Origin of the sequence: Cellulomonas sp. T2.31MG-18 (assembly GCF_964266755.1) — a bacterium.
GTDB lineage: Bacteria > Actinomycetota > Actinomycetes > Actinomycetales > Cellulomonadaceae > Cellulomonas.
Window position 1 is genome coordinate 948,295 of sequence record NZ_CAXWGW010000001.1, and the last position, 21,493, is coordinate 969,787.

Below are 21,493 nucleotides of genomic sequence, written 5' to 3' on the forward strand. Positions count from 1 at the left end.
CGCCGTGCCGATCCTCGCCCTGGACACGTCCTCCGCCGTCGCCGTCGCCCTGCTGGCCGACGACGGCACGGTGCTGGCCACCCGGTCCGACTCCGAGCAGCGGCACCATGCCGAGCTGCTCGCGCCGATGGTGCAGCACGTGCTGGCCGATGCCGGTGTCGACCGGACGCAGCTGACCGCGGTCGTGGCCGGCACCGGCCCGGCGCCGTTCACCGGGCTGCGCGTCGGGCTGGTGACGGCCCGGACGATGGCGCTGGCGCTCGACGTCCCGGCGTGGGGAGTGCCCTCGGTCGACGCCCTGGCGGCGACCGCCGCGCGGACGGCGGAGCCTGGAGCCCGCGTGCTGGTGGTGACGGACGCACGCCGCCGGGAGGTGTACTGGGCGGAGTACCGCGTCGACGCCGACCGCGCGGCGGAGCCGATCGGCGGCCCGGACATCGCCGTCCCGGCCACGCTCGTCGAGCGAGGCCGCACCACGGGCGCGCTGGTCGTCGGGCGCGGAGCGTGGCTGCACCACGAGGCGCTCGGGCTGACGGACGAGCAGCCGGACGACCCCGCGCTGCTCGACCCCGACCCCGCCGAGCTGGGCCGGCTGGCGCTGGCCCGCCACGCCGCCGGTCAGCCGCTCGCGACCACCCCGCTCTACCTCCGCCGACCGGACGCCGAGCCGTCCGTCGTGCGCAAGCGGGTCCTCACGTGAGCGCCGTCCCGCCCGACGTCGTCGTGCGGGAGCTGGCCGCGAGCGACCTGCCACGGCTCGAGGTGCTGGAGCGGGACCTGTTCGGTGCGGCTGCGTGGTCGTCGGCGTCGCTCGCGGAGGAGCTGGTCACCGAGGGCAGGTGGTACATCGGCGCCGTCACGCCGACGACCGGGCTGCTGGTCGGGTACGCGGGCCTGTGGTTCGACGGTGAGGACGCCCAGGTGATGACGATCGCGGTGGACTCCCAGCACCAGGACCGGGGCATCGCGCGGACCATGCTGAACCAGCTGGTGGACCACGCCCGGGGGCTGGGCGCCCTGCGCGTGCTGCTCGAGGTGCGGGTCGACAACGACCCGGCGATCCACCTCTACGAGTCGACCGGCTTCCAGCGGCTGGGCCGCCGCCGGGCGTACTACCAGCCGGGCAACATCGACGCCTGGACCATGCTGCTCCCGCTCGTGGCGTCCGAGGAGGCCCGATGAGCAGGGCCGACGTGCTGGTCTCCGCGGAGGCGCTGGCGGCGGCGCTCGCCGACGAGGAACCGCCGGTGCTGCTGGACGTCCGCTGGGCCCTGGGCCGGTCGGACGGGCACGAGCAGTACCTCGCGGCCCATCTGCCGGGCGCCGTCTTCGTCGACCTGGACGCCGAGCTCGCCGCGCCCCCGAGCGCGGCTGCCGGCCGGCACCCGCTCCCGCCGCTGGCCGACCTGGAGGCCGCGGCGCGGCGCTGGGGGCTGCGCGACGGAGCGGCGGTCGTGGTCTACGACGCCACGGGGGGCACCGCGGCAGCGCGGGCGTGGTGGCTGCTGCGGTGGGCGGGCGTGGCCCAGGTCCGGCTGCTCGACGGCGGCCTGTCGGCGTGGACCGCGGCGGGCCTGTCGCTGGAGGCCGGCGAGGTGCTCCCGGAACCGGGGGACGTGGTGCTGCACGCGGGCGGCCTGCCGACGATCGACGCGGACGGCGCGGCAGCCTGGCCCGAGGCCGGCACGCTGCTCGACGCCCGCGCGGCGGAGCGCTACGCCGGCCTGGTCGAGCCGGTCGACCCGCGAGCGGGCCACATCCCCGGCGCCCGCAGCGCACCGACCGCCGACAACCTCGCGCCGGACGGGCGATTCCTCGAGGACGACGCGCTGCTCGCCCGGTTCGCCGCGGTCGGCGTGAAGGGTCCCGTGGCCGTGTACTGCGGCTCGGGCGTGACGGCGGCCCACGAGGTCGCGGCGCTCGCGGCGGTCGGGATCGAGGCGGCCCTGTACCCGGGGTCGTGGTCGCAGTGGTCCTCGGACCCGTCGCGACCGGTGGCCACGTCCTCCGGGGAGACGACCGCCTGACGCGCCTGACCGGGCCGACCGCTCACGTCGGCCCGATCAGGCTGGGGTGCCGTGCCGTGCCGTGGTCCGCGGCCGGCGCTCCTTCAGACCGTGCGCGTCGCCTGGTCCCAGTCGAGCCGCGCGGCGCGCGGGAACGGGTACTGCGCGCCCTCGGCCTGGCCGACGTTGACGACGAACAGCGAGGCCCATCCGGTGCCGGCGAGCAGGTCGTCGTCGATCGCTTGGGCGTCCATCCCGCCCATCGGCCCCGCGGCCAGCCCCGCCGCGCGCAGGGCGAGGATCAGGTAGCCGGCCTGCAGCCACGCGTTGTTGCGCGCCATCTGCTCGCGCATCTGCGGCATCGCCTCGAACGTGTCCACCATCTCGGCGCGGTGCGGCGCGAGCAGCGGCAGGTGCTGGTGGAACCGGGTGTCGGCGGCGAGCAGCAGCGTGACGGGCGCGTCGAGCACGCGCTGCCGGTTGCCCTCGTTCATGTGCGCGGCGAGGCGCGCGCGGGCCTCGGGCGTGCGGACGACGAGCATCCGCAGCGGGGTGACGTTCATCGCGGTCGGGCCCCACTTGGCCAGGTCGTAGGCCGCCTGCAGCTGCGCGTCCGTGACGTCGTCGGCGGTGAAGGCGCCGGCGGTCCGGGCCGCCCGGAACAGCAGGTCGGCGGTGGCTCCGTCGAGGAGGCCGGCGGAGTCCAGCTCGGCGTCGAGGTCCGAGGTGTCCAGCGGTGTGGTGTCGGTGCTCACAACTCGTTGAACATTCAACCGCTCGGGTCACTTCCCGCCACGCGTGTGACCTGCGCCACAGCCGGGCGGATCCCGGGCCCTCGCCTATCCTGTCCTCGTGCCGCTGCCTGGATCCACCGACCCGCTCGTCCTCGGCATCGAGACCTCCTGCGACGAGACCGGTGTGGCCCTCGTCAGCGGGTACGAGCTGCTGGTGGACTCCGTCGCGAGCTCGATGGACGAGCACGCGCGCTTCGGCGGGATCATCCCCGAGATCGCCTCGCGGGCCCACCTCGAGGCGATGATCCCCACCATCCGCCGGGCGCTCGGCACCGCCGGGGTGGGGCTCGAGCAGGTCGACGCGATCGCCGTCACCGCCGGCCCGGGTCTCGTCGGCCCGCTGACCATCGGCGCCTCCGCCGCCAAGGCGCTCGCCGTGGCGCTCGACCGTCCGCTGTACGGCGTCAACCACGTGATCGGCCACGCCGTGGTCGACGAGCTGGTCGACGGACCCTTCCCGGAGCGGGTGCTCGCGCTCGTCGTCTCCGGCGGCCACTCCTCCCTGCTCCGGATCGACGACACCGTCGAGGTGACCGAGCTCGGCTCGACGCTCGACGACGCGGCGGGGGAGGCGTTCGACAAGGTCGGCCGCCTGCTCGGCCTGCCGTACCCGGGCGGTCCGCACATCGATCGGCTGGCGCGCGAGGGCGACCCGGAGGCGATCCGGTTCCCGCGCGGCCTCACCGCGGCGAAGGACCAGGCCGCCCACGCGACCGATTTCTCCTTCTCCGGGCTCAAGACCGCCGTGGCCCGGTGGGTCGAGGCGCGCGAGGACGCCGGGCTCGAGATCCCGCTGCACGACGTGGCCGCGTCGTTCGCCGCCGCGGTCGCCGACGTGCTGACCGCCAAGGCGATCGCCGCCTGCAAGGCCCACGGCGTCGACACGCTGGTGGTCGGCGGCGGTTTCTCGGCGAACTCGCAGCTGCGCGACATGGCCGCGCTGCGCTGCGAGGAGGCCGGCATCACGCTGCGCATCCCGCCCATCCGGTACTGCACGGACAACGGCGCGATGATCGCGGCGCTCGGCTCCGCGCTGGTGCGCCGGGGGCGGCCGGCGTCGTCGCTGGACCTGCCGGTCGACTCGTCCATGCCGCTGACCCAGGTGCTCGTCTAGCGTCGGACGGCGCGGGCCGCTCGGGACGCCACCCCGGGACCGCTACAGCGGTCGTCCGGCCCTGAACTCCTCGACCAGCGCGCGGACCACCGCGCCGAGGTCGCCGGCGTTGCGGCGCGCGACCGCCCGCTGCCGCTGGTACGACGCGCCGCGACGGAGGATGGTGCGGACCTGCTCCAGCTCGGCGCCGCAGCCCAACCGCTCGGCGACGGGCGCGAGGACCTCCAGCCACCGGGTGACCGAGTCGGTCACCAGCTCCTCGTCGCCGGCGGCGTCGGTGATCAGGATCGCGTCCATGCCGTAGCGCGCCGAGCGCCACTTGTTCTCCTGCACGAACCAGGGCTGCAGGGCCGGCAGGGGTTCGCCTTCGTCGAGCAGCTCGGAGAAGTGCTCGACGAAGCAGTGCGTCAGCGCCGAGATGGCCGTGACCTCGAGGAGGTTCGCGGCGCCGTCGGCGATGCGCATCTCGAGCGTGCCGAAGCGCGGGGAGGGCCGGATGTCCCAGCGCACCTCGTCCACCTGGTCGATCACGCCGGTGTGCACCATGTCGCCGACGTACTGCTCGAGCTGCGACCACCGGTCGAACTGGGGCGGCAGGCCGGCCGTCGGCAGCTGCTGGAAGATCAGCGCGCGGTTCGAGGCGTAGCCCGTGTCGGCGCCGGCCCAGAACGGCGACGAGGCGGACAGCGACTGGATGGTGCCGAACACGGTGAGCATCGCGCGGGACAGCGGCAGCACCTTGGCACGGTCCTCCACGCCCACGTGCACGTGCACGCCGTAGATCAGCATCTGACGGCCCCACCACTGGGTGCGGTCGATCAGCGTCGCGTAGCGCTGCTTGTCGGTGACCTTCTGGGTGGCCCAGTGGGCGAACGGGTGCGTGCCGCTGCCCATCAGCTCGATCCGCAGCGGTTCGGCGACGCGCCGCACCTGGTCCAGCGCGACCTGGAGATCCGCGGCGGCCTCCGCGACGGTCCGGCACTTGCCGCTCTGCACCTCGATGGTGTTGAGCAGCAGCTCCTGGCTGATGTTCGGGTGGTCGCTGCCGTCCTCGGCGCTCACGGCCTGCAGGATGGTCTGGGCGGCCTGCCGCAGGTCACCGGAGTCGGCGTCCACCAGGGCGACCTCCCACTCGATGCCGATGGTCGACCGCTCGGACACGGCGAACGGCAGGGGGACGGGTGCCGCCATCAGGGTTCCTCGGGCTCGCCGCCGGAGGCGGCAGGGTCAGACCGGCCGGTGGTCGCCGCGGTCGGGTCGGCGACCGGCTCGACGAGCAGCACCCGCTGCGAACCGCCGACGCGGGTGAGCACCACGGTGGCCTCCGCGTCGCCGCGCAGGTCCAGCTGCCCGCGCAGCTGCTCGGGTGTCACGGCGGTGCCGCGCTTCTTGACGGTGAGCCGACCCACGCCGCGCTCGCGGAGGTAGGTGCGCAGCCGCTTGACGCCGAAGGGCAGGTCGTCCAGGACGCGGTAGGTCGTGGCGACGTCGCTCGGCACCAGCCGGTCGGCGGTGACGTACGCGATGGTGGGGTCCAGCAGCCGGCCGTTCAGGCCCTGCGCGACGGTGCCGACCAGCCCGGCGCGGATCACCGCGCCGTCCGGCTCGTACAGGTAGGTGCCGACGGCGCCCACCGGCGGCCGCTCGTCGTCGTCCGTCCCGCCGGCCAGCGTGTGCGCGCGGCCGTCGCGCAGCACCAGCGCTGACCGTCCGGGGCCCTCGGGTGCCAGGGGGCCGAACCACAGACCCACCTCGACGACGTCGCCGTCGACGGAGACCCACTGGGCGAGCGCGCCGTCGGGCACGAGCCGGTGGGGGAGCCCTGGTCCGAGCTTGAGGCCGACGGCGGGCACCCGGTCACGCAGCGCGAGCAGCGCGTCCAGCGGCGGGGTCCAGTCCGTCGGCTCCCAGCTGCGCCGTCCAGCGGCGCTGCGCCGGGCCGGGTCGGCGTAGACGCCGTCGACGCCCTCCGCCGTGAGGTCGAGCTGCAGACCGTCGCCGTGGCGCACCTGTGCCTCGGGGAAGTGCCGCAGGTTGACCGTCGCGACCGCGGCGGTCACCTCGTCGAGGTCCACCGCCAGCACCTGGATGCCGACGCCCGCCAGCGCCATCGCGTCGGCGCCGATCCCGGTCGTCAGGTCCGCCACCCGGGTCAGCCCGGCGGCGAGGTAGCGCCGCGCATGGTGCGCCGCCACCGGCAGGCGGGTCGCCTGCTCCAGACCGGCCGGTGTGAACAGCATCCCGTCCGCGAAGTCCCCGAACTTGGTGCGCGCCCGCGCGCGCAGGCGTGACTGCGTCAGTGCCGCGGCGACGAGTGCCGGGTCCAGGCCCTCGGCCTGCAGCCGGGTGGACAGGGCCATCACGCGCTGCTCGTCGTACGGTGGCAGCGCGGTGAGCAACGCCCAGCCCTGCTCGCTGAGCAGGAGCGAGAGGCTGGCGGCGTCCATGCGGCGATCCTCGCACGGCGACCGGCGGCGACGCCGCCTGTCGCTGGCACTCGCCTTGACCGAGTGCTAAGGCGTTCCTAGAGTGAGGAGCTGGCACTCTCCCCGTGAGTGTGCCAACCGCACCCAGGTCCCGGCACCGCGACGACGGCGGCTGACGGTGCGGCACTGACCTGCTGAACTACTCACATGCGAAGGGGAGGTCCGCTGTGTCGGTCTCCATCAAGCCCCTCGAGGACCGGATCGTGGTGAAGGCCCTCGAGGCCGAGACCACGACCGCGTCCGGTCTGGTCATCCCGGACAGCGCCAAGGAGAAGCCGCAGGAGGGCGAGGTCCTCGCCGTCGGCCCGGGTCGCATCGACGACAAGGGCAACCGCGTGCCGCTCGACGTCGCGGTCGGTGACAAGGTCATCTACTCCAAGTACGGCGGCACCGAGGTGAAGTACGCGGGCGAGGAGTTCCTCATCCTGTCCGCGCGTGACGTGCTGGCGGTCGTGGGCTGATCCTCGCCCCCCGTCATGAACGAGGGCCCCTCTCCCGGTCGGGAGAGGGGCCCTCGTCGTTCAGGTCCGTGGAACCCGTTCGGGTCCGTGGAACCCGTTCGGGTCCGTGGAGTGCTGAGCTCTCTCAGCCGACGTGCCGGTGGCCCGCCCGCTCGGCCAGCACAGCGGCCCGCTCGTCCTCGGACAGGCCGCCCCACACGCCGTAGGGCTCGCGCACGGCGAGCGACTGCTCGCGGCACTCCTTGATCACCGGGCACGTGGCGCAGATCGCCTTGGCCGCCTCGGCACGCCGGCGGCGGGCGGCGCCCCGCTCGCCCTCAGGGTGGAAGAAGAGGTTCTCGTCGGCGTCGCGGCACGCTCCCTGGAACTGCCACTCCCACAGGTCCATCACCGGACCGGGCAAGCGCGAGATCTCGGCCATCTGGTCGTCCTCCTCGTGTTCTCGGCCTCGTCGGCCGCTGCGTGCGGACCGCCCTGGCGCCGCAACGGGCGGTGCCGGTCGATCGGGTGGTGCTTGGTCACCGTAGCAACCGCGCCATAGGTTGTTCAAGACCCGGTCGAAAGTTCAGCCTCGGTGAAACGATATGGACGCGTGCCCAGGTCCGGTCCGAGTGTCGGTGCAGGCCACGGCATCAGGCGCGGGAGCGCGACCACTGCAGTGCTGAGGGTCCTGCGGCCTGGCACAATCGCGTCATGGCCGAAGACGAGCAGGCCGCGCACCTGGCGCCGGCGCTCACGGTCGCCGCGGTCGCCCGTCGCCTCGGCGTCGCACCGGCGACGCTGCGGACCTGGGACCGCCGTTACGGCCTCGGGCCGTCCGAGCACCCGGCCGGCTCCCACCGTCGGTACGGCGCCGAGGACCTCGCGCGGCTGCTGGTGATGCGGCGGCTCACCATCGACGGCGTCGCACCCGGCGAGGCCGCGCGCATCGCGCTCGCCACCGAGGTCTCCGGCGGTTCGCTCCTGGACGCGGTGCCCGACCGGGTCGCCGTACCGGCGCCGAGCGCGTCCCGGACGCCGGGTCCGGTCGTGGACGCCGCTCTCGCCGGTGACGGCGAGGGGTGCGCGGCGCTGCTGCGGATCGGCGCCGGCGGTGACGTGGTCAGCTGGTGGACCGCCCTGGTGGAGCCGGCGCTCGAGGCGCTGAGCCGCCGGACCGTGATCGACCGCCCCGGCGCCGACGCCGAGACGGTGCTGCGGGCAGCCGCCCTGGGCGCCCTCCGGGACGTGACGCCGGACCACGAGACGACGGGTCAGCCCGTCGTCCTCGTCCTCGTGCCGTCCGGTGCGCCGCGGCCGCTGCTGGCGCACGCGCTGGCGGCGGCGCTCGTCCAGCACGGCGTGGACGCTCGCGTGGTGGGCGGCCCCTTGTCGGGTCGGCACGCCGTGGAGCTGGTCGCGATGACGCGGGCCGGTGCGCTGGTCACCGTGTCTCAGCAGCAGGTGCCGGACCTGGCGCCCGTTGCGCGGCTCGCGGAGGACCGGCCCGAGGTGCCGCACTTCGTGATGGTCCCGGACTCGGCGGCCGAGCTGCTCCCGCTGGGTCGCTCCGTGCACCGCGCGCGGACCTTCACCGGGCTGCTCCACGAGGTGCTGGCGGCGCTCGGCGAGTCGGGGGGAACCTCGAGTCACGGCGGGCGATTTCTCGGGTGATGCCCCGAAGATCCACTCGAACGGGTCACGGACAATTCCGGTTGTCCGCCCTCCACGGGGCAATTCGGCACCGCGCCGTCCAGCAGTTCCTCCGGTGCCGCTAACGTCCAGGTCCAGCGGGCCGATGTATCGGTAAATGCCCAGATGGGTGTCCGTTGCAGGGGAGGGTTACCCGAATGGCTGGCGTGGTGGTGTGCCATGCGTCGGCGTCGGTGCGCGAGCGCCTCGTCGTCGCCTCGATCGGCGTGCCCGTGCTCGCGCCGGTCCGCGCCGCCGCCACCGCGGAGGAGCTGCTGGCGCTCGCCCGCCGGGTCCCGCCCTCGATCGCACTGATCGACGCGCACCTGCCTGGCGTCGGCACCGTCGAGGTCGTCCGCCGGCTCCGGGCGGTCGCCCCGACCACCGCGGTGGTGCTGCTCGCCGGCCCGGACGACGGCGTGGCTCTCGACCGCGCGCTGGCGCTGGGTGCTCGCGGGTTCCTTGCGCCGGAGGTCGGTCGCGCCGAGCTGGCCGCCGTCGCGGCGCACGTGCAGGCCGGGCTCGCGGGTGGTGGCCGGTCCGCCACCGTCCCGCAGCCCGTCTCCGCGAGCCAGGTCGAGTCGGTGCACGACCTCCGTTCGCTGCCACTGGCCCCGGAGGCGCTGGCCTCGGTCGGCGCGCACTCCTCGGGCGACCTCGAGCTGACCCGGCGCGAGGTGCAGGTGCTGGTCGGCATGAGCAACGGCCAGTCCAACGCGCAGATCGGCGCGGAGCTGTTCCTGTCGGAGGACACGGTCAAGACCCACGCCCGGAGGCTGTTCCGCAAGCTCGGCGCCCGGGACCGCGCCCAGGCGGTCGCCATCGGGCTGCGCCGCGGCATCATCCGCTGACCGCTCGGCACCCGGCTCCGCGGGCGGCGGCCGGACCGTCCCGGCGGCCCTGACCGCTGCCAGGGCGCCCGTCCCGGCCCCGTACCATGGACCGATGAGCCGGACAGACGAGCACGACCCGTTCGGCCGCACAGGACTGACGTACGACGACGTCCTGCTGCTGCCCGGGGAGACCGACGTCATCCCCAGCGAGGTCGACACGACCTCGCGTCTCACGCGCCAGATCTCCGTGCGCGTCCCGCTGCTGTCCGCCGCGATGGACACCGTCACCGAGTCGCGGATGGCCGTGGCCATGGCACGGCAGGGCGGCATCGGGGTGCTGCACCGCAACCTGTCGATCGCCGACCAGGCGCACCAGGTGGACCTGGTCAAGCGCTCCGAGTCGGGCATGGTCTCCGACCCCGTGACGGTGGGGCCGGACGCCACGCTCGCCGAGCTGGACCGGCTGTGCGCCACGTACCGGGTGTCCGGCCTGCCGGTGGTGGACGACGAGCGGCACCTGCTGGGGATCATCACCAACCGCGACCTGCGGTTCGTCCCCGCCGCCGAGTTCGAGCAGCGCCGCGTGCGCGAGACCATGACGTCGATGCCGCTGGTCACCGCACCGGTGGGGATCGCCCGCGAGGACGCCGCGGCGCTGCTGGCCAAGCACAAGGTCGAGAAGCTGCCCCTGGTCGACGAGCGGGGCGTGCTGCAGGGCCTGATCACCGTCAAGGACTTCGTGAAGTCCGAGCAGTACCCCGACGCGACCAAGGACGCCGAGGGGCGGCTGGTGGTCGGTGCGGCCATCGGGTTCTTCGGCGACGCGTGGGAGCGGGCGACCGCCCTGGTCGATGCCGGGGTCGACGTGCTGGTGGTGGACACCGCCAACGGGCACGCGCGCCTGATGCTCGACATGGTGCGCCGGCTCAAGGCCGACGCCGCGACGGCGCACGTGCAGGTGATCGGCGGCAACATCGCGACGTACGAGGGGGCGAAGGCCCTGGTCGACGCCGGTGCCGACGCGGTGAAGGTCGGCGTGGGCCCGGGCTCGATCTGCACCACGCGCGTGGTGGCGGGCGTCGGCGTGCCGCAGATCACCGCGATCTACGACGCGGCACGGGCGTGCAAGCCGGCCGGGGTGCCGGTGATCGGCGACGGTGGCCTGCAGTACTCGGGCGACATCGCCAAGGCGCTGGTGGCCGGTGCGGACACCGTGATGCTGGGCTCGCTGCTCGCCGGTTGTGACGAGTCGCCGGGCGACCTCGTGTTCGTCAACGGCAAGCAGTACAAGCACTACCGCGGCATGGGCTCGCTGGGTGCGATGGCCTCCCGCGGCCGGGTCAGCTACTCCAAGGACCGGTACTTCCAGGCGGACGTGCCGTCCGACGAGAAGATCGTCCCGGAGGGCATCGAGGGCCAGGTGCCCTACCGGGGGCCGCTCGGCGCCGTCGCGCACCAGCTGGTCGGCGGGCTGCACCAGTCGATGTTCTACGTCGGTGCGCACACGATCCCGGAGCTGCAGGCCCGCGGGAAGTTCATCCGGATCACGCCGGCGGGCCTGAAGGAGTCGCACCCGCACGACATCCAGATGACGGTCGAGGCGCCGAACTACACCTCGCACTGACCTGCTCGACCCGAACCGGCCGGCGCCCTACCAGAGGGTGCCGGCCGGTTCGCGTGTCGGCCAGACCAGCTCGGCACCCGGGCCGTCGAGACCCTGCTCGGCGCGCCAGGCGTTGAACCCCTCGGCCCAGGCCCGGTGGGCGGACACCTGGTACTCGTGCAGCGTGTCCAGGTCGAGCTCCGCCAGGTGCGGGAAGCGCCCGAGGATCCGCTCGAGCACGTCCAGCGTGGCGACGACGTCCACGTCGGCGCTGTGGAGCGAGCCGGACTCGATGACGCGGTAGAAGCCGCACAGGTCGACCAGCTTGCGCTTTCCTCGCCGGAACCGGTCCTCCGCGCGGTCCAGCACCAGGGGGTCGATCACCGGGCGGGCAGCCTGGCAGAGCCGGTCCGGCAGCGTCGGCAGGCGGTGCCGGCGCAGCTCCGCGTCCAGCAGCCGCAGGTCGAACGACGCGTTGTACGCGACCACCGGGACACCGGCCCGGAACGCCTCCGCCAGCTCGACGGCGATCTCCTCCAGCGCGTCCCGCGGCGGCCTGCCGTGCTCACGGGCGTGCTCGGTGGTGATGCCGTGGATCGCGGCCGCCTCGGCCGGGATGGGGACGCCGGGGTCGATCAGCCACGTGGTGATGCTGGTGCCGGTCGCGTCCCGGCGGACCAGCGCGGCGGTGACGATGCGGTCGCTGTCCACGTCCACACCGGTGGTCTCGGTGTCGAAGCCGAGCAGCGGCCCTTCGCTCCAGCTCGTCGTCATCGTGCCCTCACTGCCTGCCTTCGCTGCCTGACCTCGGTGCTGCACCGACCTCGTCGTACCCCCGCTGCGGCGCCAGGATGGCACCGGCCACCGACACGGCCGTGCTCGGCACGCCGGTAGCCTGGGCCGGTGAGCGAGGTCGAGATCGGACGTGGCAAGCGCGGTCGCCGCGCGTACTCCTTCGACGACGTCGCGGTGGTGCCCTCCCGGCGCACCCGCGACCCGGAGGAGGTCAACGTAGGCTGGCAGATCGACGCCTACCACGTCGACCTGCCGGTGCTCGCCGCGCCGATGGACTCGGTGATGAGCCCCGCAACCGCCGTCGAGCTGGGCCGCCTCGGCGGTCTCGGCGTGCTCGACCTCGAGGGCCTGTGGACGCGGTACGACGACCCCGAGCCGCTGCTCGCCGAGATCGCCACGCTGGACCCGTCCCGGGCGACCGAGCGCATGCAGGAGATCTACTCCCAGCCGATCAAGCCCGAGCTGATCACCGCCCGCCTGCAGGAGGTGCGCGCCGCCGGGGTCACCGTGGCGGGGGCGCTGTCGCCGCAGCGGACCCAGGAGCACTGGCGCACCGTGGTCGACGCGGGCGTCGACCTGTTCGTCATCCGCGGCACGACCGTCTCGGCCGAGCACGTGTCGGGGCGCGCGGAGCCGCTCAACCTCAAGCGCTTCATCTACGAGCTGGACGTGCCGGTGATCGTCGGCGGGGCGTCGACGTACACCGCCGCGCTGCACCTGATGCGCACGGGCGCCGCGGGCGTGCTGGTGGGGTTCGGCGGGGGAGCTGCGCACACCACGCGCGTGTCGCTGGGCATCCACGCCCCGATGGCGACGGCCGTGGCGGACGTCGCCGCCGCCCGGCGCGACTACCTCGACGAGTCCGGCGGTCGGTACGTGCACGTGATCGCCGACGGCGGCGTGGGCCGTTCCGGCGACCTCGTGAAGGCGATCGCCTGCGGTGCGGACGCGGTGATGCTCGGTGCCGCGCTGGCCCGCGCCACGCAGGCGCCGGGCCGCGGCTGGCACTGGGGACCGGAGGCGCACCACCCGGACCTGCCGCGCGGTGAGCGGGTCGAGGTCGGCACCGCCGGCACCCTCGAGCAGATCCTGTTCGGCCCGGGCCGGACGGCCGACGGCACGCTGAACCTGATCGGCGCCCTGCGCCGGGCGATGGCCACCACCGGCTACTCGGACCTCAAGGAGTTCCAGCGCGTGGAGGTCGTCGTCTCCCCGTACCAGCCCCGCTGAGCGGGTCCGCGAGACCTCCCGTCGGAGCCCGGTGCGCACCTCCTGCGCACCGGGCTCCGCCATGTTCGGGCGTGGACCGCCGGGGTGGGGCGGCGCGTGCCCGGTTGGGTGGGAACACGGGCCTCACCTGCGAAAATGACCGTTCGGATGCCCGTTTCACGCGTGAACCGATGTGGTGATGCCGCCGGTTGAGTCCGGATGTGCTTGACATCTGTCCGAGTGGACATCATGCTCTGACGTCGCGGGCACTGCCGCCCGGTCGAGTCGACGGAGACCGATGTACGCACCCGAGCGACACCAGCAGATCCTCACCCGTGCGCGGGCCGAGGGTCGGGTGGACGTCGCCTCGTTGGCGCTCGACCTGGACGTGACGCCGGAGACCGTGCGGCGCGACCTGACCGCCATCGAGCGGCTGGGCCTGCTGCGCCGGGTGCACGGCGGCGCGGTTGCCGTGGAGCGCCTGGGCTTCGAGCCCGGTCTCGCCGACCGCGAACGCGTGATGTCCGCCCAGAAGGAGCGGATCGCCAAGGCCGCCCTGGACGAGCTGCCGGACGGCGGCGCGATCATCCTCGACGCCGGCACCACCACGATCCGGCTGGCCGCGATGCTGCCGACCGACCGGGACCTGACGGTGGTGACGCACGGCCTGCCGATCGTCACGGTGCTGGCCGGACGGCCCAACATCACGGTGCACCTGGTGGGCGGCACGGTGCGCGGCCGCACGCTGGCCGCCGTCGGCTCCTGGGCGCTGGCGGCGCTGACCCAGATCCACGCCGACGTCGTGTTCCTCGGCACCAACGGCGTGACCGTCGAGCGCGGCCTGACCACGCCGGACCTGGCGGAGGCCCAGGTCAAGCGTGCGCTCGTGGCCGCCGCCCGACGCGTCGTGGTCCTCGCGGACCACACAAAGCTCGGCGTCTCCGACTTCGCCCTGGTCGCTCCCCTGTCCGCGGTGGACGTGCTCGTCACGGACACCGACGCGGCACCCGAGCTGGTGGACGAGATCGAGGCAGCCGGACCTCGGGTGGTGCGCGCATGACCGCGCTGCCCGTCCGCCCGCACCCCGCCCGGAGCGTGGGCACCACGAACGAAGGAGAACGATGAAGGTCTTCCGCTTCTACGCCCCGGGCGACGTGCGCATCGAGGAGTCGCCCGAGCCGCAGGTCGCCGCCGGCGAGGTGAAGATCCGGGTGCGCGCCTGCTCGATGTGCGGCACGGACGTGAAGATCGCGACGGCCGGCCACCAGCGCATGCAGCCGCCGCGGGTCATGGGCCACGAGATCGCCGGCGAGATCGTCGAGGTCGGCGAGGGCGTCACCGGCTGGGCCGCGGGTGACCGCGTGCAGGTGATCGCCGCCATCCCGTGCGGCAAGTGCGAGTTCTGCACGGCGGGCCTGATGACCATCTGCCCGAACCAGCTGTCGATGGGCTACGACTTCGACGGCGGGTTCGCGCCGTACATGATCGTGCCGCCGCAGGTGCTCGCGGTGGACGGCCTCAACCGCATCCCCGACGGCGTCTCGTTCGCCGAGGCGTCGGTCAGCGAGCCGTTCGCCTGCGCGATCAACGCGCAGGAGCTCGCCGACACGCACGAGGGCGACGTGGTCGTCGTCGTCGGCTCCGGCCCCATCGGCTGCCTGCACGTGCGGCTGGCCCGGGCCCGCGGCGCGGCGAAGGTGTTCCTCGTCGAGCTCAGCCGCGAGCGCCTCGACCTCGCCGCCGAGATCGTCAAGCCGGACGCCGCGATCTGCTCGGCCGAGACCGACCCGGTGCAGGCCGTGCTCGACCTGACCGACGGCAAGGGCGCGAGCCTCGTCATCACGGCCGCCGCCTCCGGTGCGGCCCAGGAGCAGGGTCTGCGCATGCTGGCCCCGCGCGGCCGGATCAGCCTGTTCGGCGGCCTGCCCAAGGACAAGCCGACGATCACCCTGGACTCCAACCTCGTGCACTACCGCGAGCTGACGATCTGGGGCGCCAACGGGTCGAGCCCTGCGCACAACAAGCAGGCCCTCGCCCACATCGCCGACGGCAGCGTGCCGGTGGCGGACCTCATCACCCACCGGCTGCCGCTGGACCAGATCCGCGACGGCCTCGACGTCGTCCGGAACGGGACGGGCATCAAGGTCACGATCGAGCCGTGAGGCCGTGACCGCCGGGCGGTCGGCCGACGGCCGCCCGGCACCAGTCCCGGGGTGCAGGGGCCCCGGGGAGCAGGGCGCGATCAATGAAGATCCCTCAGTGCCGGACCCGGGCGAGAGCCCGACCGACCGTCACACCGAACGGAGAGTGAGCGGGATGTCCGCTAGTGCGGCAGCCGTCCCCACCGTGCGCCGGGGCAAGAGCGCACAGGTCAGGGTCCAGCGGTTCGGGGCCTTCCTGACCTCCATGATCATGCCGAACCTCCCGGCGTTCCTCGCCTGGGGCCTGATCACCACCCTCTTCATCGCCGCCGGCTGGACGCCCAACGGCATCCTCGGCGGGTTCGGCAACGCCGACGCGATGAGCTGGCAGGGTGCCGCCACGGCGCTGGCCCAGGCCAAGGACGGCACGACGTTCCACCAGTACGTGGGCCTGGTCGGCCCGATGATCACGTACCTCCTCCCGCTGCTGATCGCGAACGCGGGCGGCCGGATCGTCTACAAGGACCGCGGTGCCGTTGTCGCCTCGATCGTCGCCGTCGGCATGATCGTGGGCTCCACGGTGCCGATGTTCCTCGGCGCCATGATCGTCGGCCCGGCCTCCGCCTGGGTGATGAAGAAGATCGACTCCATCTGGGCCGGCAAGATCCGTCCCGGCTTCGAGATGCTGGTCGACATGTTCTCCGCCGGCATCGCCGGCGCGGCCATGGCCGTCGGTGCGTTCTTCCTGTTCGCGCCGGTGATCACCTCGGTCAGCAAGGCCCTGGGCCACGTCGTCGACGCGATGGCGTCCCACCAGCTGCTCCCGCTGATGAGCCTGATCGTCGAGCCGGCGAAGGTGCTGTTCCTCAACAACGCGATCGGCAACGGCGTGCTGGTGCCGCTCGGCGCGCAGCAGGTCACCCAGCACGGTCAGTCGCTGCTGTTCCTGGTCGAGGCGAACCCCGGCCCGGGCTTCGGCATCCTGCTCGCCTACACGCTGCTCGGTGTCGGCGTCGCCAAGAGCTCGGCTCCCGGCGCGATCATCATCCAGTTCTTCGGCGGCATCCACGAGGTGTACTTCCCGTTCGTGCTGATGAAGCCGATGCTGATCATCGCCGCGATCCTCGGCGGCGCGACCGGCGTGGCGACCAACGTGGTGTTCGGTTCCGGCCTGCGTGGTCCGGCGGCACCCGGGTCGATCATCGCGGTGCTCGCGGCGACCCCGCGGGGCAGCTACCTCGGCGTCATCCTGTCCGTGGTCCTGTCCGCCGCGGTGTCCTTCGTCGTGGCGGCCGTGATCCTGCGGGCGCAGCGGCGCCGCGACCTCGAGCTCGGTGAGAGCGGCGACCTGTCCGCCGCGATCGCCCAGACCGAGGCGAACAAGGGCAAGTCCAGCAGCGCGCTGGGCTCTCTGTCCGGTGCGGCCACGGCGGACGCCGCCGGGTCCACCCTGGTCGGCACCCGGCCGATCCACTCGATCATCTTCGCGTGCGACGCCGGCATGGGCTCGAGCGCGATGGGGGCGAGCATCCTGCGCGACAAGCTGCGCAAGGCCGGGCTGAGCGACATCTCCGTGGTCAACAAGGCGGTGGCGAACCTGGAGGACGGCGCCGACATCGTGATCAGCCAGAGCGAGCTGACCGACCGCGCACGTCGGCACGCGCCGACCTCCCGGCACCTGTCCGTCGACAACTTCCTGGCCAGCCCCGTCTACGACGACGTGGTGGCGGAGGCGAAGGCGGCGGCCGCCACGGCCGGCGACAGGAGCGCCTCGTGACGGACGTCCTCACCCGGGACCTCGTCGTGGTGCCGGGCACGGCCCGGACCAAGGACGAGGCCATCCGGGAGGCCGGTGAGCTCCTGGTCAGCGCCGGAGCCGTCACACCGGCCTACGTGGAGGCGATGGCCGAGCGGGAGAGGTCCATGTCGACGTACATGGGCAGCTTCCTGGCCATCCCGCACGGGACGGACGAGAGCAAGGGGCAGATCGTCCGGTCGGCCCTGTGCCTGGTCCGGTACGACGAGCCGATCGAGTGGGGCCCGGACAAGCCCGTGCGGGTCGTGGTGGGCATCGCCGGTGTCGGCGACGAGCACCTGGCGATCCTGTCCAAGATCGCCCTGGTGTTCGCCGACCCCGAGCAGGCGGCACGCGTGCTCGAGGTGAAGGACGCCGACGAGCTGTACGAGCTCATCTCCTCGGTGAACGAGGCCTGACGGGCCCGTGCCGTCGGTTCCCGGGCTGGTGACGCGGCCCGGGAGCCGAGGGGCGAAGGGCGCCGCGGTCGTGGTGCGGAGACCACTCCAGAAGGTCTCCGCACCGCGCCCGCGGCGCCCTTCGCCATGCCCGGTCGCGGTGGCGGCACGGCCGGAGCCGGTGGCGCGCTCGTCTGGCGCGAGCGCCGTCCGCGCGGGACGCTCGGCGTGTGCCGGGACGTGCGCGGACGCACGGCGTGGATGCGATCCCACAGGCCCGGACATCGGGGGCGTCGACAATGTCCGATCAGCGCGACCGAATGGGACCGAGGTCCCGTTATCGGACCGACCGGTGCCCGATCGGACCCGGCTATGTCCGAGTCTGCTTGCTTGGGGTTGACATCCGGCGCCGTGGGCGAGAGTCTCACTGGCACGGACGCGGCGCAGGGCCCGTCCGGCCTGAGGACGACGGAGTCACCGTGTACGCACCGGAGCGGCACCAGCAGATCCTGGCGCGGGCGCGCAGCGAGGGGCGCGTCGACGTCGCCTCGCTGGCGATCGAGCTCGACGTCACGCCCGAGACCGTGCGCCGCGACCTGACCGCGCTCGAGCGGCACGGCCTGGTGCGCCGGGTGCACGGCGGCGCGATCCCGGTCGAGCGCCTCGGCTTCGAGCCCGGCATCGCGGACCGCGAGGGCGTCCTCTCCGGAGAGAAGGAGCGCATCGCCAAGGCGGCGCTCGACGAGCTGCCCGACGGGGGCGCGATCATCCTCGACGCCGGCACCACCACGGTGCGGCTCGCCGAGCTGCTCCCGGGCGACCGGGAGCTGACGGTGGTGACCCACGCGCTGCCGGTCGCCACGGTGCTCGCCACGCGGCAGGGCATCACGTTGCACCTGGTCGGCGGCACGGTGCGGGGCCGCACGCTCGCCGCCGTCGGCACCTGGGCGCTGCGGGACCTGGGCGACATCCACGCCGACGTCGCCTTCCTCGGCACCAACGGGATCAGCGTCGAGCACGGGCTGACCACCCCGGACCTGGCCGAGGCGTCCGTGAAGCGGGCGCTGGTGGCCGCCGCGCGGCGGACGGTGGTGCTGGCCGACCACACCAAGGTGGGCCGGGCCGACTTCGTCCACGTCGCCCCGATCGGTGCCGTCGACACCCTGATCACCGACGCCGGCGTGGACGCCGAGCTCGCCGAGGAGCTGGAGTCGGCCGGACTGAGGGTGGTGCGCGCATGATCGTCACGCTGACCCCCAACCCGAGCCTGGACCGGGCCCTGGACGTCGACCGCCTGGAGGTCGGCGAGGTCAACCGCGCGCACGCCGCGCACGTGCACCCCGGCGGCAAGGGCATCAACGTGTCGCGCGTGCTCGCCCGGCAGGGCGTCGAGACCCGCGCGGTGCTGCCGGTGGGCGGTGCCGACGGCGACTACCTGGTGCGCCTGCTGCACGAGCACCAGGTGCCGGCCGTGCCGGTGCCGATCGCGGGGGACACCCGCACCAACCTGACGCTGGTCGACTCGCGCGGCACCACCACCAAGGTCAACGCGCCCGGTCCGCAGCTGTCCGCCGCCGAGGTCGACGCGGTGCTCGCGGCGGTCGAGGCGCAGCTGGCCACCCGGCCGGCCGCCCTGGTCGCCGCCGGCAGCCTGCCGGCGGGTGCGGGGGAGTCGTTCTTCGTCCGGCTGGCGGGCCTGGCGGCCCGGTACAGCGTGCCGCTGGTGCTCGACACCTCCGGCACCCCGTTCACGCGCGCCGTGCGCGCCGGTGGTCTGTGCCTGGTCAAGCCGAACGACGAGGAGCTGGCGGACCTGGTGGGCCGCGAGCTGAGCACGGTCGGCGACGTCACCGAGGCCGCGCGCGAGGTGATGTCCGCCGGCACCAAGGCCGTGCTGGTCAGCCTCGGCGCCCACGGCGCGCTGCTGGTGCTGGCGGACGGCACGTGGTGGGCCGGTGGGCCCGCCCTGGTGCCGCTGTCCACCGTCGGCGCGGGCGACACCACCCTCGCCGGCTACCTGGGCGCCACCGGCACCCCGGCCGAGCGGCTGCGTGCCGCGGTGGCATGGGGACGGGCCGCCGTGATGATGCCGGGCACCGCTGTCCCGGACCCCGCCGACGTCGACGTGGAGGCCGTCCACGTCATCGAGAACCCGGATCCCCGCCTCGCACTGAAGGAGCTGTGACGTGAGCACCTCGTTGATCACCCCCGACCTCGTCGCCGTCGACGTGGTCGCCACCGACCGGGACGACGTCGTCCGCCAGCTCATCGACAAGCTGGTGGCGGCGGGCCGCGTGACCGACGCCGACGGCTTCGCCGCCGACGTCAAGGCACGTGAGGCGCAGATGGCCACCGGCATGCCCGGCGGCATCGGCCTGCCGCACGCCCGGTCCCAGTACGTCACCACCCCCAGCCTCGCGCTGGGCAAGGTGCCGGGCGGCGTGGACTTCGGTGCCCCCGACGGGCCCGCGACCCTGGTCTTCCTCATCGCGGCGCCCGCGTCCGGTGACGCCGACCACCTGAAGATCCTGGCGGCGCTCGCGCGCCGCCTGGTGCACCCGGAGTTCCGGCAGTCGCTGACCGACGCGCCGGACGCCGCCACCGTTGCCGAGATCATCACCCGAGAGGTGGTTCCCGCATGAAGTTCGTCGCCGTGTCGTCATGCCCCACGGGCATCGCGCACACCTACATGGCCGCTGAGGCCCTCGAGCAGGCCGGCAAGGCGGCCGGCCACGAGGTCCACGTCGAGACGCAGGGTGCCGCGGGTTCCGTCCCGCTGGACCCGGCGCTCATCGCCGAGGCGGACGGCGTCATCTACGCCGCCGACCTGGACGTGCAGGGCAAGGAGCGGTTCGCCGGCAAGCCGATCACGGACGTCGGCGTGAAGAAGGCGGTGCACGACGCGCCCGGCGTGATCGCGCAGGCCGTCGCTGCGGTCGAGGCGGCCCGCGCCGCGGGCACCGCACCCGCCGCTGGGGCCGCACCGGTCCCGGTCGCGGTAGCACCGGCCCGTACGGTCGGGGTGGGTCACCGCATCCGGCAGTACCTGATGACCGGCGTGTCGTACATGATCCCGTTCGTCGCCGCCGGCGGCATCCTCATCGCGATCGGCTTCCTGATCGCGACCGTGGCGTGGCCGTCCAACGGCGCCATCGAGGTCACCAAGGTGGTGGACGGCACCAACGGTGCGGCGTTCGCCAAGTGGATCGCCGACGGGTTCTCGTTCACCTCCGGGCAGTCGTGGGCCGTGCTGCTGTTCTGGATCGGGAAGTGGGCCTTCGCCTTCCTGGTCCCGGCGCTGTCGGCGTACATCGCCTACGGCATCGCCGACCGTCCGGGCATCGTGCCCGGCATGGTGGGCGGCTTCGCGGCCGGCCTGGTCGGCGCCGGGTTCCTCGGCGGCATCGTCACCGGCTTCCTCGGCGGCTTCCTCGCGCTGTGGATCTCCCGCTGGAAGGTGCCCAAGGGCGTGCGGGGCGTGATGCCCGTCGTGGTGATCCCGCTGCTGTCCGTCGCCGTGGTCGGCGTGCTGACCGCCCTGGTGATCGGCCCGCCGATGAAGGCGCTGAACGACGGGCTCTCGAGCTGGCTGTCCAGCCTGTCCGGCGGCAGCGCGGTGCTGCTCGGCGTGATCCTGGGCCTGATGATGTGCTTCGACCTCGGCGGACCGCTGAACAAGGTGGCGTACGTCTTCGCCACCACCGGTCTGGCCAACGCCGCCAGCACGTCGGCCGCCCCGGCGAAGGTGATGGCCGCCGTGATGGCCGCGGGCATGGTCCCGCCGCTGGCCGTCGCGCTGGCCACCGCCGTCCGTCCGGCGCTGTGGACGGAGAACGAGCGGGAGTCCGGCAAGTCCGCCTGGCTCCTCGGCCTGTCCTTCATCTCCGAGGGCGCCATCCCGTTCGCTGCGGCCGACCCGCTGCGGATGATCCCGTCGTTCATGCTCGGCGGCGCCGTGACCGGTGGCCTGGTGATGGCCTTCGGCAGCGGTCAGCTGGCCCCGCACGGCGGCATCTGGGTGCTGGCCCTGATCAGCAAGCCGCTGCTGTTCCTGCTCGCCCTGGTGGTCGGCACCGTGGTGTCCGCCCTGGCGGTGATGGCGATGAAGCGGCTCGGGCAGGGTTCCGACGCGGAGCTCGCCGACGAGGCGGTCACCCGTCCGGTGGTCGCCCGGGCGGCGTGAGCAG

Annotated in this window: 22 protein-coding genes; 17 read left to right on the plus strand and 5 right to left on the minus strand. The window is 73.5% G+C overall.

What is annotated here, in order from left to right:
* Positions 1 to 4: 4 nt before the first annotated feature.
* Genes tsaB through ACFQTY_RS04465 form a run of 3 tightly spaced genes read left to right on the plus strand, consistent with a single transcriptional unit; the run spans position 5 to position 2,027 of the window.
* Positions 5 to 700, plus strand: coding sequence for a tRNA (adenosine(37)-N6)-threonylcarbamoyltransferase complex dimerization subunit type 1 TsaB (gene tsaB, locus ACFQTY_RS04455; protein ID WP_378097762.1), 696 nt, complete (start codon positions 5 to 7; stop codon positions 698 to 700).
* Positions 697 to 1,182 carry a ribosomal protein S18-alanine N-acetyltransferase gene (rimI, locus tag ACFQTY_RS04460; RefSeq protein ID WP_378097765.1) on the plus strand — a complete coding sequence of 162 codons (486 nt, stop codon included), beginning with the start codon at positions 697 to 699 and terminating at the stop codon, positions 1,180 to 1,182. Before tsaB ends, rimI begins: the two co-directional genes overlap by 4 nt.
* Entirely contained in the window at positions 1,179 to 2,027 is an 849-nt protein-coding gene (locus ACFQTY_RS04465; protein ID WP_378097768.1) for a sulfurtransferase, read from the plus strand. The genes rimI and ACFQTY_RS04465 overlap by 4 nt, the downstream gene beginning before the upstream one ends.
* An 83-nt stretch (positions 2,028 to 2,110) precedes the next feature.
* Here the strand turns inward: ACFQTY_RS04465 and ACFQTY_RS04470 are convergent, their stop codons facing one another.
* Entirely contained in the window at positions 2,111 to 2,761 is a 651-nt protein-coding gene (locus ACFQTY_RS04470; RefSeq protein ID WP_378097771.1) for a malonic semialdehyde reductase, read from the minus strand.
* Positions 2,762 to 2,858: 97 nt separating this feature from the next.
* Here ACFQTY_RS04470 and tsaD point away from each other — a divergent pair, with 97 nt between their 5' ends.
* A complete protein-coding gene (tsaD, locus tag ACFQTY_RS04475; protein WP_378097774.1) occupies positions 2,859 to 3,914 on the plus strand; it encodes a tRNA (adenosine(37)-N6)-threonylcarbamoyltransferase complex transferase subunit TsaD in 1,056 nt (351 codons plus the stop codon).
* Between the two features lie 42 nt (positions 3,915 to 3,956).
* Here tsaD and ACFQTY_RS04480 read toward each other — a convergent pair whose 3' ends face one another.
* Both ACFQTY_RS04480 and ACFQTY_RS04485 read right to left on the minus strand, forming a co-directional pair.
* Positions 3,957 to 5,105, minus strand: a complete 1,149-nt coding sequence (locus tag ACFQTY_RS04480; protein WP_378097777.1) for a glutamate--cysteine ligase — start codon at positions 5,103 to 5,105, stop codon at positions 3,957 to 3,959.
* Positions 5,105 to 6,361, minus strand: coding sequence for an SAM-dependent methyltransferase (locus ACFQTY_RS04485; protein WP_378097780.1), 1,257 nt, complete (start codon positions 6,359 to 6,361; stop codon positions 5,105 to 5,107). The genes ACFQTY_RS04480 and ACFQTY_RS04485 overlap by 1 nt, the downstream gene beginning before the upstream one ends.
* Before the next feature lie 206 nt (positions 6,362 to 6,567).
* On the opposite strand from ACFQTY_RS04485, the gene groES reads away from it, so the two are divergent.
* Complete coding sequence (gene groES, locus ACFQTY_RS04490; RefSeq protein ID WP_263729639.1) at positions 6,568 to 6,861, plus strand: co-chaperone GroES; 294 nt, start codon at positions 6,568 to 6,570, stop codon at positions 6,859 to 6,861.
* 124 nt (positions 6,862 to 6,985) lie between these two features.
* Here groES and ACFQTY_RS04495 read toward each other — a convergent pair whose 3' ends face one another.
* Entirely contained in the window at positions 6,986 to 7,282 is a 297-nt protein-coding gene (locus ACFQTY_RS04495; protein WP_291757840.1) for a WhiB family transcriptional regulator, read from the minus strand.
* 272 nt (positions 7,283 to 7,554) lie between these two features.
* Between ACFQTY_RS04495 and ACFQTY_RS04500 the strand changes: the two genes are divergently transcribed.
* The 3 genes from ACFQTY_RS04500 (at position 7,555) to guaB (ending at position 10,989) form a co-directional block, all read left to right on the plus strand.
* Complete coding sequence (locus ACFQTY_RS04500) at positions 7,555 to 8,514, plus strand: MerR family transcriptional regulator (protein ID WP_378097785.1); 960 nt, start codon at positions 7,555 to 7,557, stop codon at positions 8,512 to 8,514.
* Between the two features lie 176 nt (positions 8,515 to 8,690).
* Positions 8,691 to 9,383, plus strand: a complete 693-nt coding sequence (locus ACFQTY_RS04505; RefSeq protein ID WP_378097788.1) for a DNA-binding response regulator — start codon at positions 8,691 to 8,693, stop codon at positions 9,381 to 9,383.
* A 94-nt stretch (positions 9,384 to 9,477) separates the two neighbouring features.
* Entirely contained in the window at positions 9,478 to 10,989 is a 1,512-nt protein-coding gene (gene guaB / locus ACFQTY_RS04510) for an IMP dehydrogenase (protein ID WP_378097792.1), read from the plus strand.
* 27 nt (positions 10,990 to 11,016) lie between these two features.
* On the opposite strand, the gene ACFQTY_RS04515 is transcribed toward guaB, so the two are convergent.
* The gene (locus ACFQTY_RS04515; RefSeq protein WP_378097795.1) at positions 11,017 to 11,742 is read right to left on the minus strand and encodes an exonuclease domain-containing protein; all 726 of its coding nucleotides are present in this window, start codon (positions 11,740 to 11,742) and stop codon (positions 11,017 to 11,019) included.
* Positions 11,743 to 11,871: 129 nt separating this feature from the next.
* Here ACFQTY_RS04515 and ACFQTY_RS04520 point away from each other — a divergent pair, with 129 nt between their 5' ends.
* The 9 genes from ACFQTY_RS04520 (at position 11,872) to ACFQTY_RS04560 (ending at position 21,489) form a co-directional block, all read left to right on the plus strand.
* Positions 11,872 to 12,993, plus strand: coding sequence for a GuaB3 family IMP dehydrogenase-related protein (locus ACFQTY_RS04520; protein WP_263729632.1), 1,122 nt, complete (start codon positions 11,872 to 11,874; stop codon positions 12,991 to 12,993).
* 277 nt (positions 12,994 to 13,270) lie between these two features.
* Complete coding sequence (locus ACFQTY_RS04525) at positions 13,271 to 14,032, plus strand: DeoR/GlpR family DNA-binding transcription regulator (RefSeq protein WP_337973480.1); 762 nt, start codon at positions 13,271 to 13,273, stop codon at positions 14,030 to 14,032.
* 61 nt (positions 14,033 to 14,093) lie between these two features.
* A complete protein-coding gene (locus ACFQTY_RS04530; protein ID WP_291757832.1) occupies positions 14,094 to 15,134 on the plus strand; it encodes a zinc-dependent dehydrogenase in 1,041 nt (346 codons plus the stop codon).
* Between the two features lie 154 nt (positions 15,135 to 15,288).
* The gene (locus ACFQTY_RS04535; RefSeq protein ID WP_378097800.1) at positions 15,289 to 16,890 is read left to right on the plus strand and encodes a PTS mannitol transporter subunit IICB; all 1,602 of its coding nucleotides are present in this window, start codon (positions 15,289 to 15,291) and stop codon (positions 16,888 to 16,890) included.
* Positions 16,887 to 17,327, plus strand: coding sequence for a PTS sugar transporter subunit IIA (locus tag ACFQTY_RS04540; protein WP_291757830.1), 441 nt, complete (start codon positions 16,887 to 16,889; stop codon positions 17,325 to 17,327). The genes ACFQTY_RS04535 and ACFQTY_RS04540 overlap by 4 nt, the downstream gene beginning before the upstream one ends.
* A 458-nt stretch (positions 17,328 to 17,785) precedes the next feature.
* Positions 17,786 to 18,547: a DeoR/GlpR family DNA-binding transcription regulator gene (locus ACFQTY_RS04545; protein WP_378097803.1), complete on the plus strand. Its 762-nt coding sequence runs from the start codon at positions 17,786 to 17,788 to the stop codon at positions 18,545 to 18,547.
* Positions 18,544 to 19,491 carry a 1-phosphofructokinase gene (pfkB, locus tag ACFQTY_RS04550; RefSeq protein WP_378097806.1) on the plus strand — a complete coding sequence of 316 codons (948 nt, stop codon included), beginning with the start codon at positions 18,544 to 18,546 and terminating at the stop codon, positions 19,489 to 19,491. Before ACFQTY_RS04545 ends, pfkB begins: the two co-directional genes overlap by 4 nt.
* A 1-nt stretch (position 19,492) precedes the next feature.
* Positions 19,493 to 19,948: a PTS sugar transporter subunit IIA gene (locus tag ACFQTY_RS04555; protein WP_291757827.1), complete on the plus strand. Its 456-nt coding sequence runs from the start codon at positions 19,493 to 19,495 to the stop codon at positions 19,946 to 19,948.
* On the plus strand, positions 19,945 to 21,489 hold the full coding sequence (locus tag ACFQTY_RS04560; protein WP_378097810.1) for a PTS fructose transporter subunit IIC: 1,545 nt from the start codon (positions 19,945 to 19,947) through the stop codon (positions 21,487 to 21,489). Before ACFQTY_RS04555 ends, ACFQTY_RS04560 begins: the two co-directional genes overlap by 4 nt.
* Positions 21,490 to 21,493: the final 4 nt, after the last annotated feature.

Coding starts and splice junctions, on each gene's coding strand:
- ACFQTY_RS04485 (WP_378097780.1), bottom strand. CDS start 6,361: ATGGACGCCGCCAGCCTCTCGCTCCTGCTCAGCGAGCAGGGCTGGGCG.
- ACFQTY_RS04480 (WP_378097777.1), bottom strand. CDS start 5,105: ATGGCGGCACCCGTCCCCCTGCCGTTCGCCGTGTCCGAGCGGTCGACC.
- ACFQTY_RS04560 (WP_378097810.1), top strand. CDS start 19,945: ATGAAGTTCGTCGCCGTGTCGTCATGCCCCACGGGCATCGCGCACACC.
- ACFQTY_RS04515 (WP_378097795.1), bottom strand. CDS start 11,742: ATGACGACGAGCTGGAGCGAAGGGCCGCTGCTCGGCTTCGACACCGAG.
- ACFQTY_RS04505 (WP_378097788.1), top strand. CDS start 8,691: ATGGCTGGCGTGGTGGTGTGCCATGCGTCGGCGTCGGTGCGCGAGCGC.
- ACFQTY_RS04530 (WP_291757832.1), top strand. CDS start 14,094: ATGAAGGTCTTCCGCTTCTACGCCCCGGGCGACGTGCGCATCGAGGAG.
- pfkB (WP_378097806.1), top strand. CDS start 18,544: ATGATCGTCACGCTGACCCCCAACCCGAGCCTGGACCGGGCCCTGGAC.
- ACFQTY_RS04525 (WP_337973480.1), top strand. CDS start 13,271: ATGTACGCACCCGAGCGACACCAGCAGATCCTCACCCGTGCGCGGGCC.
- ACFQTY_RS04465 (WP_378097768.1), top strand. CDS start 1,179: ATGAGCAGGGCCGACGTGCTGGTCTCCGCGGAGGCGCTGGCGGCGGCG.
- ACFQTY_RS04495 (WP_291757840.1), bottom strand. CDS start 7,282: ATGGCCGAGATCTCGCGCTTGCCCGGTCCGGTGATGGACCTGTGGGAG.
- guaB (WP_378097792.1), top strand. CDS start 9,478: ATGAGCCGGACAGACGAGCACGACCCGTTCGGCCGCACAGGACTGACG.
- ACFQTY_RS04500 (WP_378097785.1), top strand. CDS start 7,555: ATGGCCGAAGACGAGCAGGCCGCGCACCTGGCGCCGGCGCTCACGGTC.
- ACFQTY_RS04535 (WP_378097800.1), top strand. CDS start 15,289: ATGTCCGCTAGTGCGGCAGCCGTCCCCACCGTGCGCCGGGGCAAGAGC.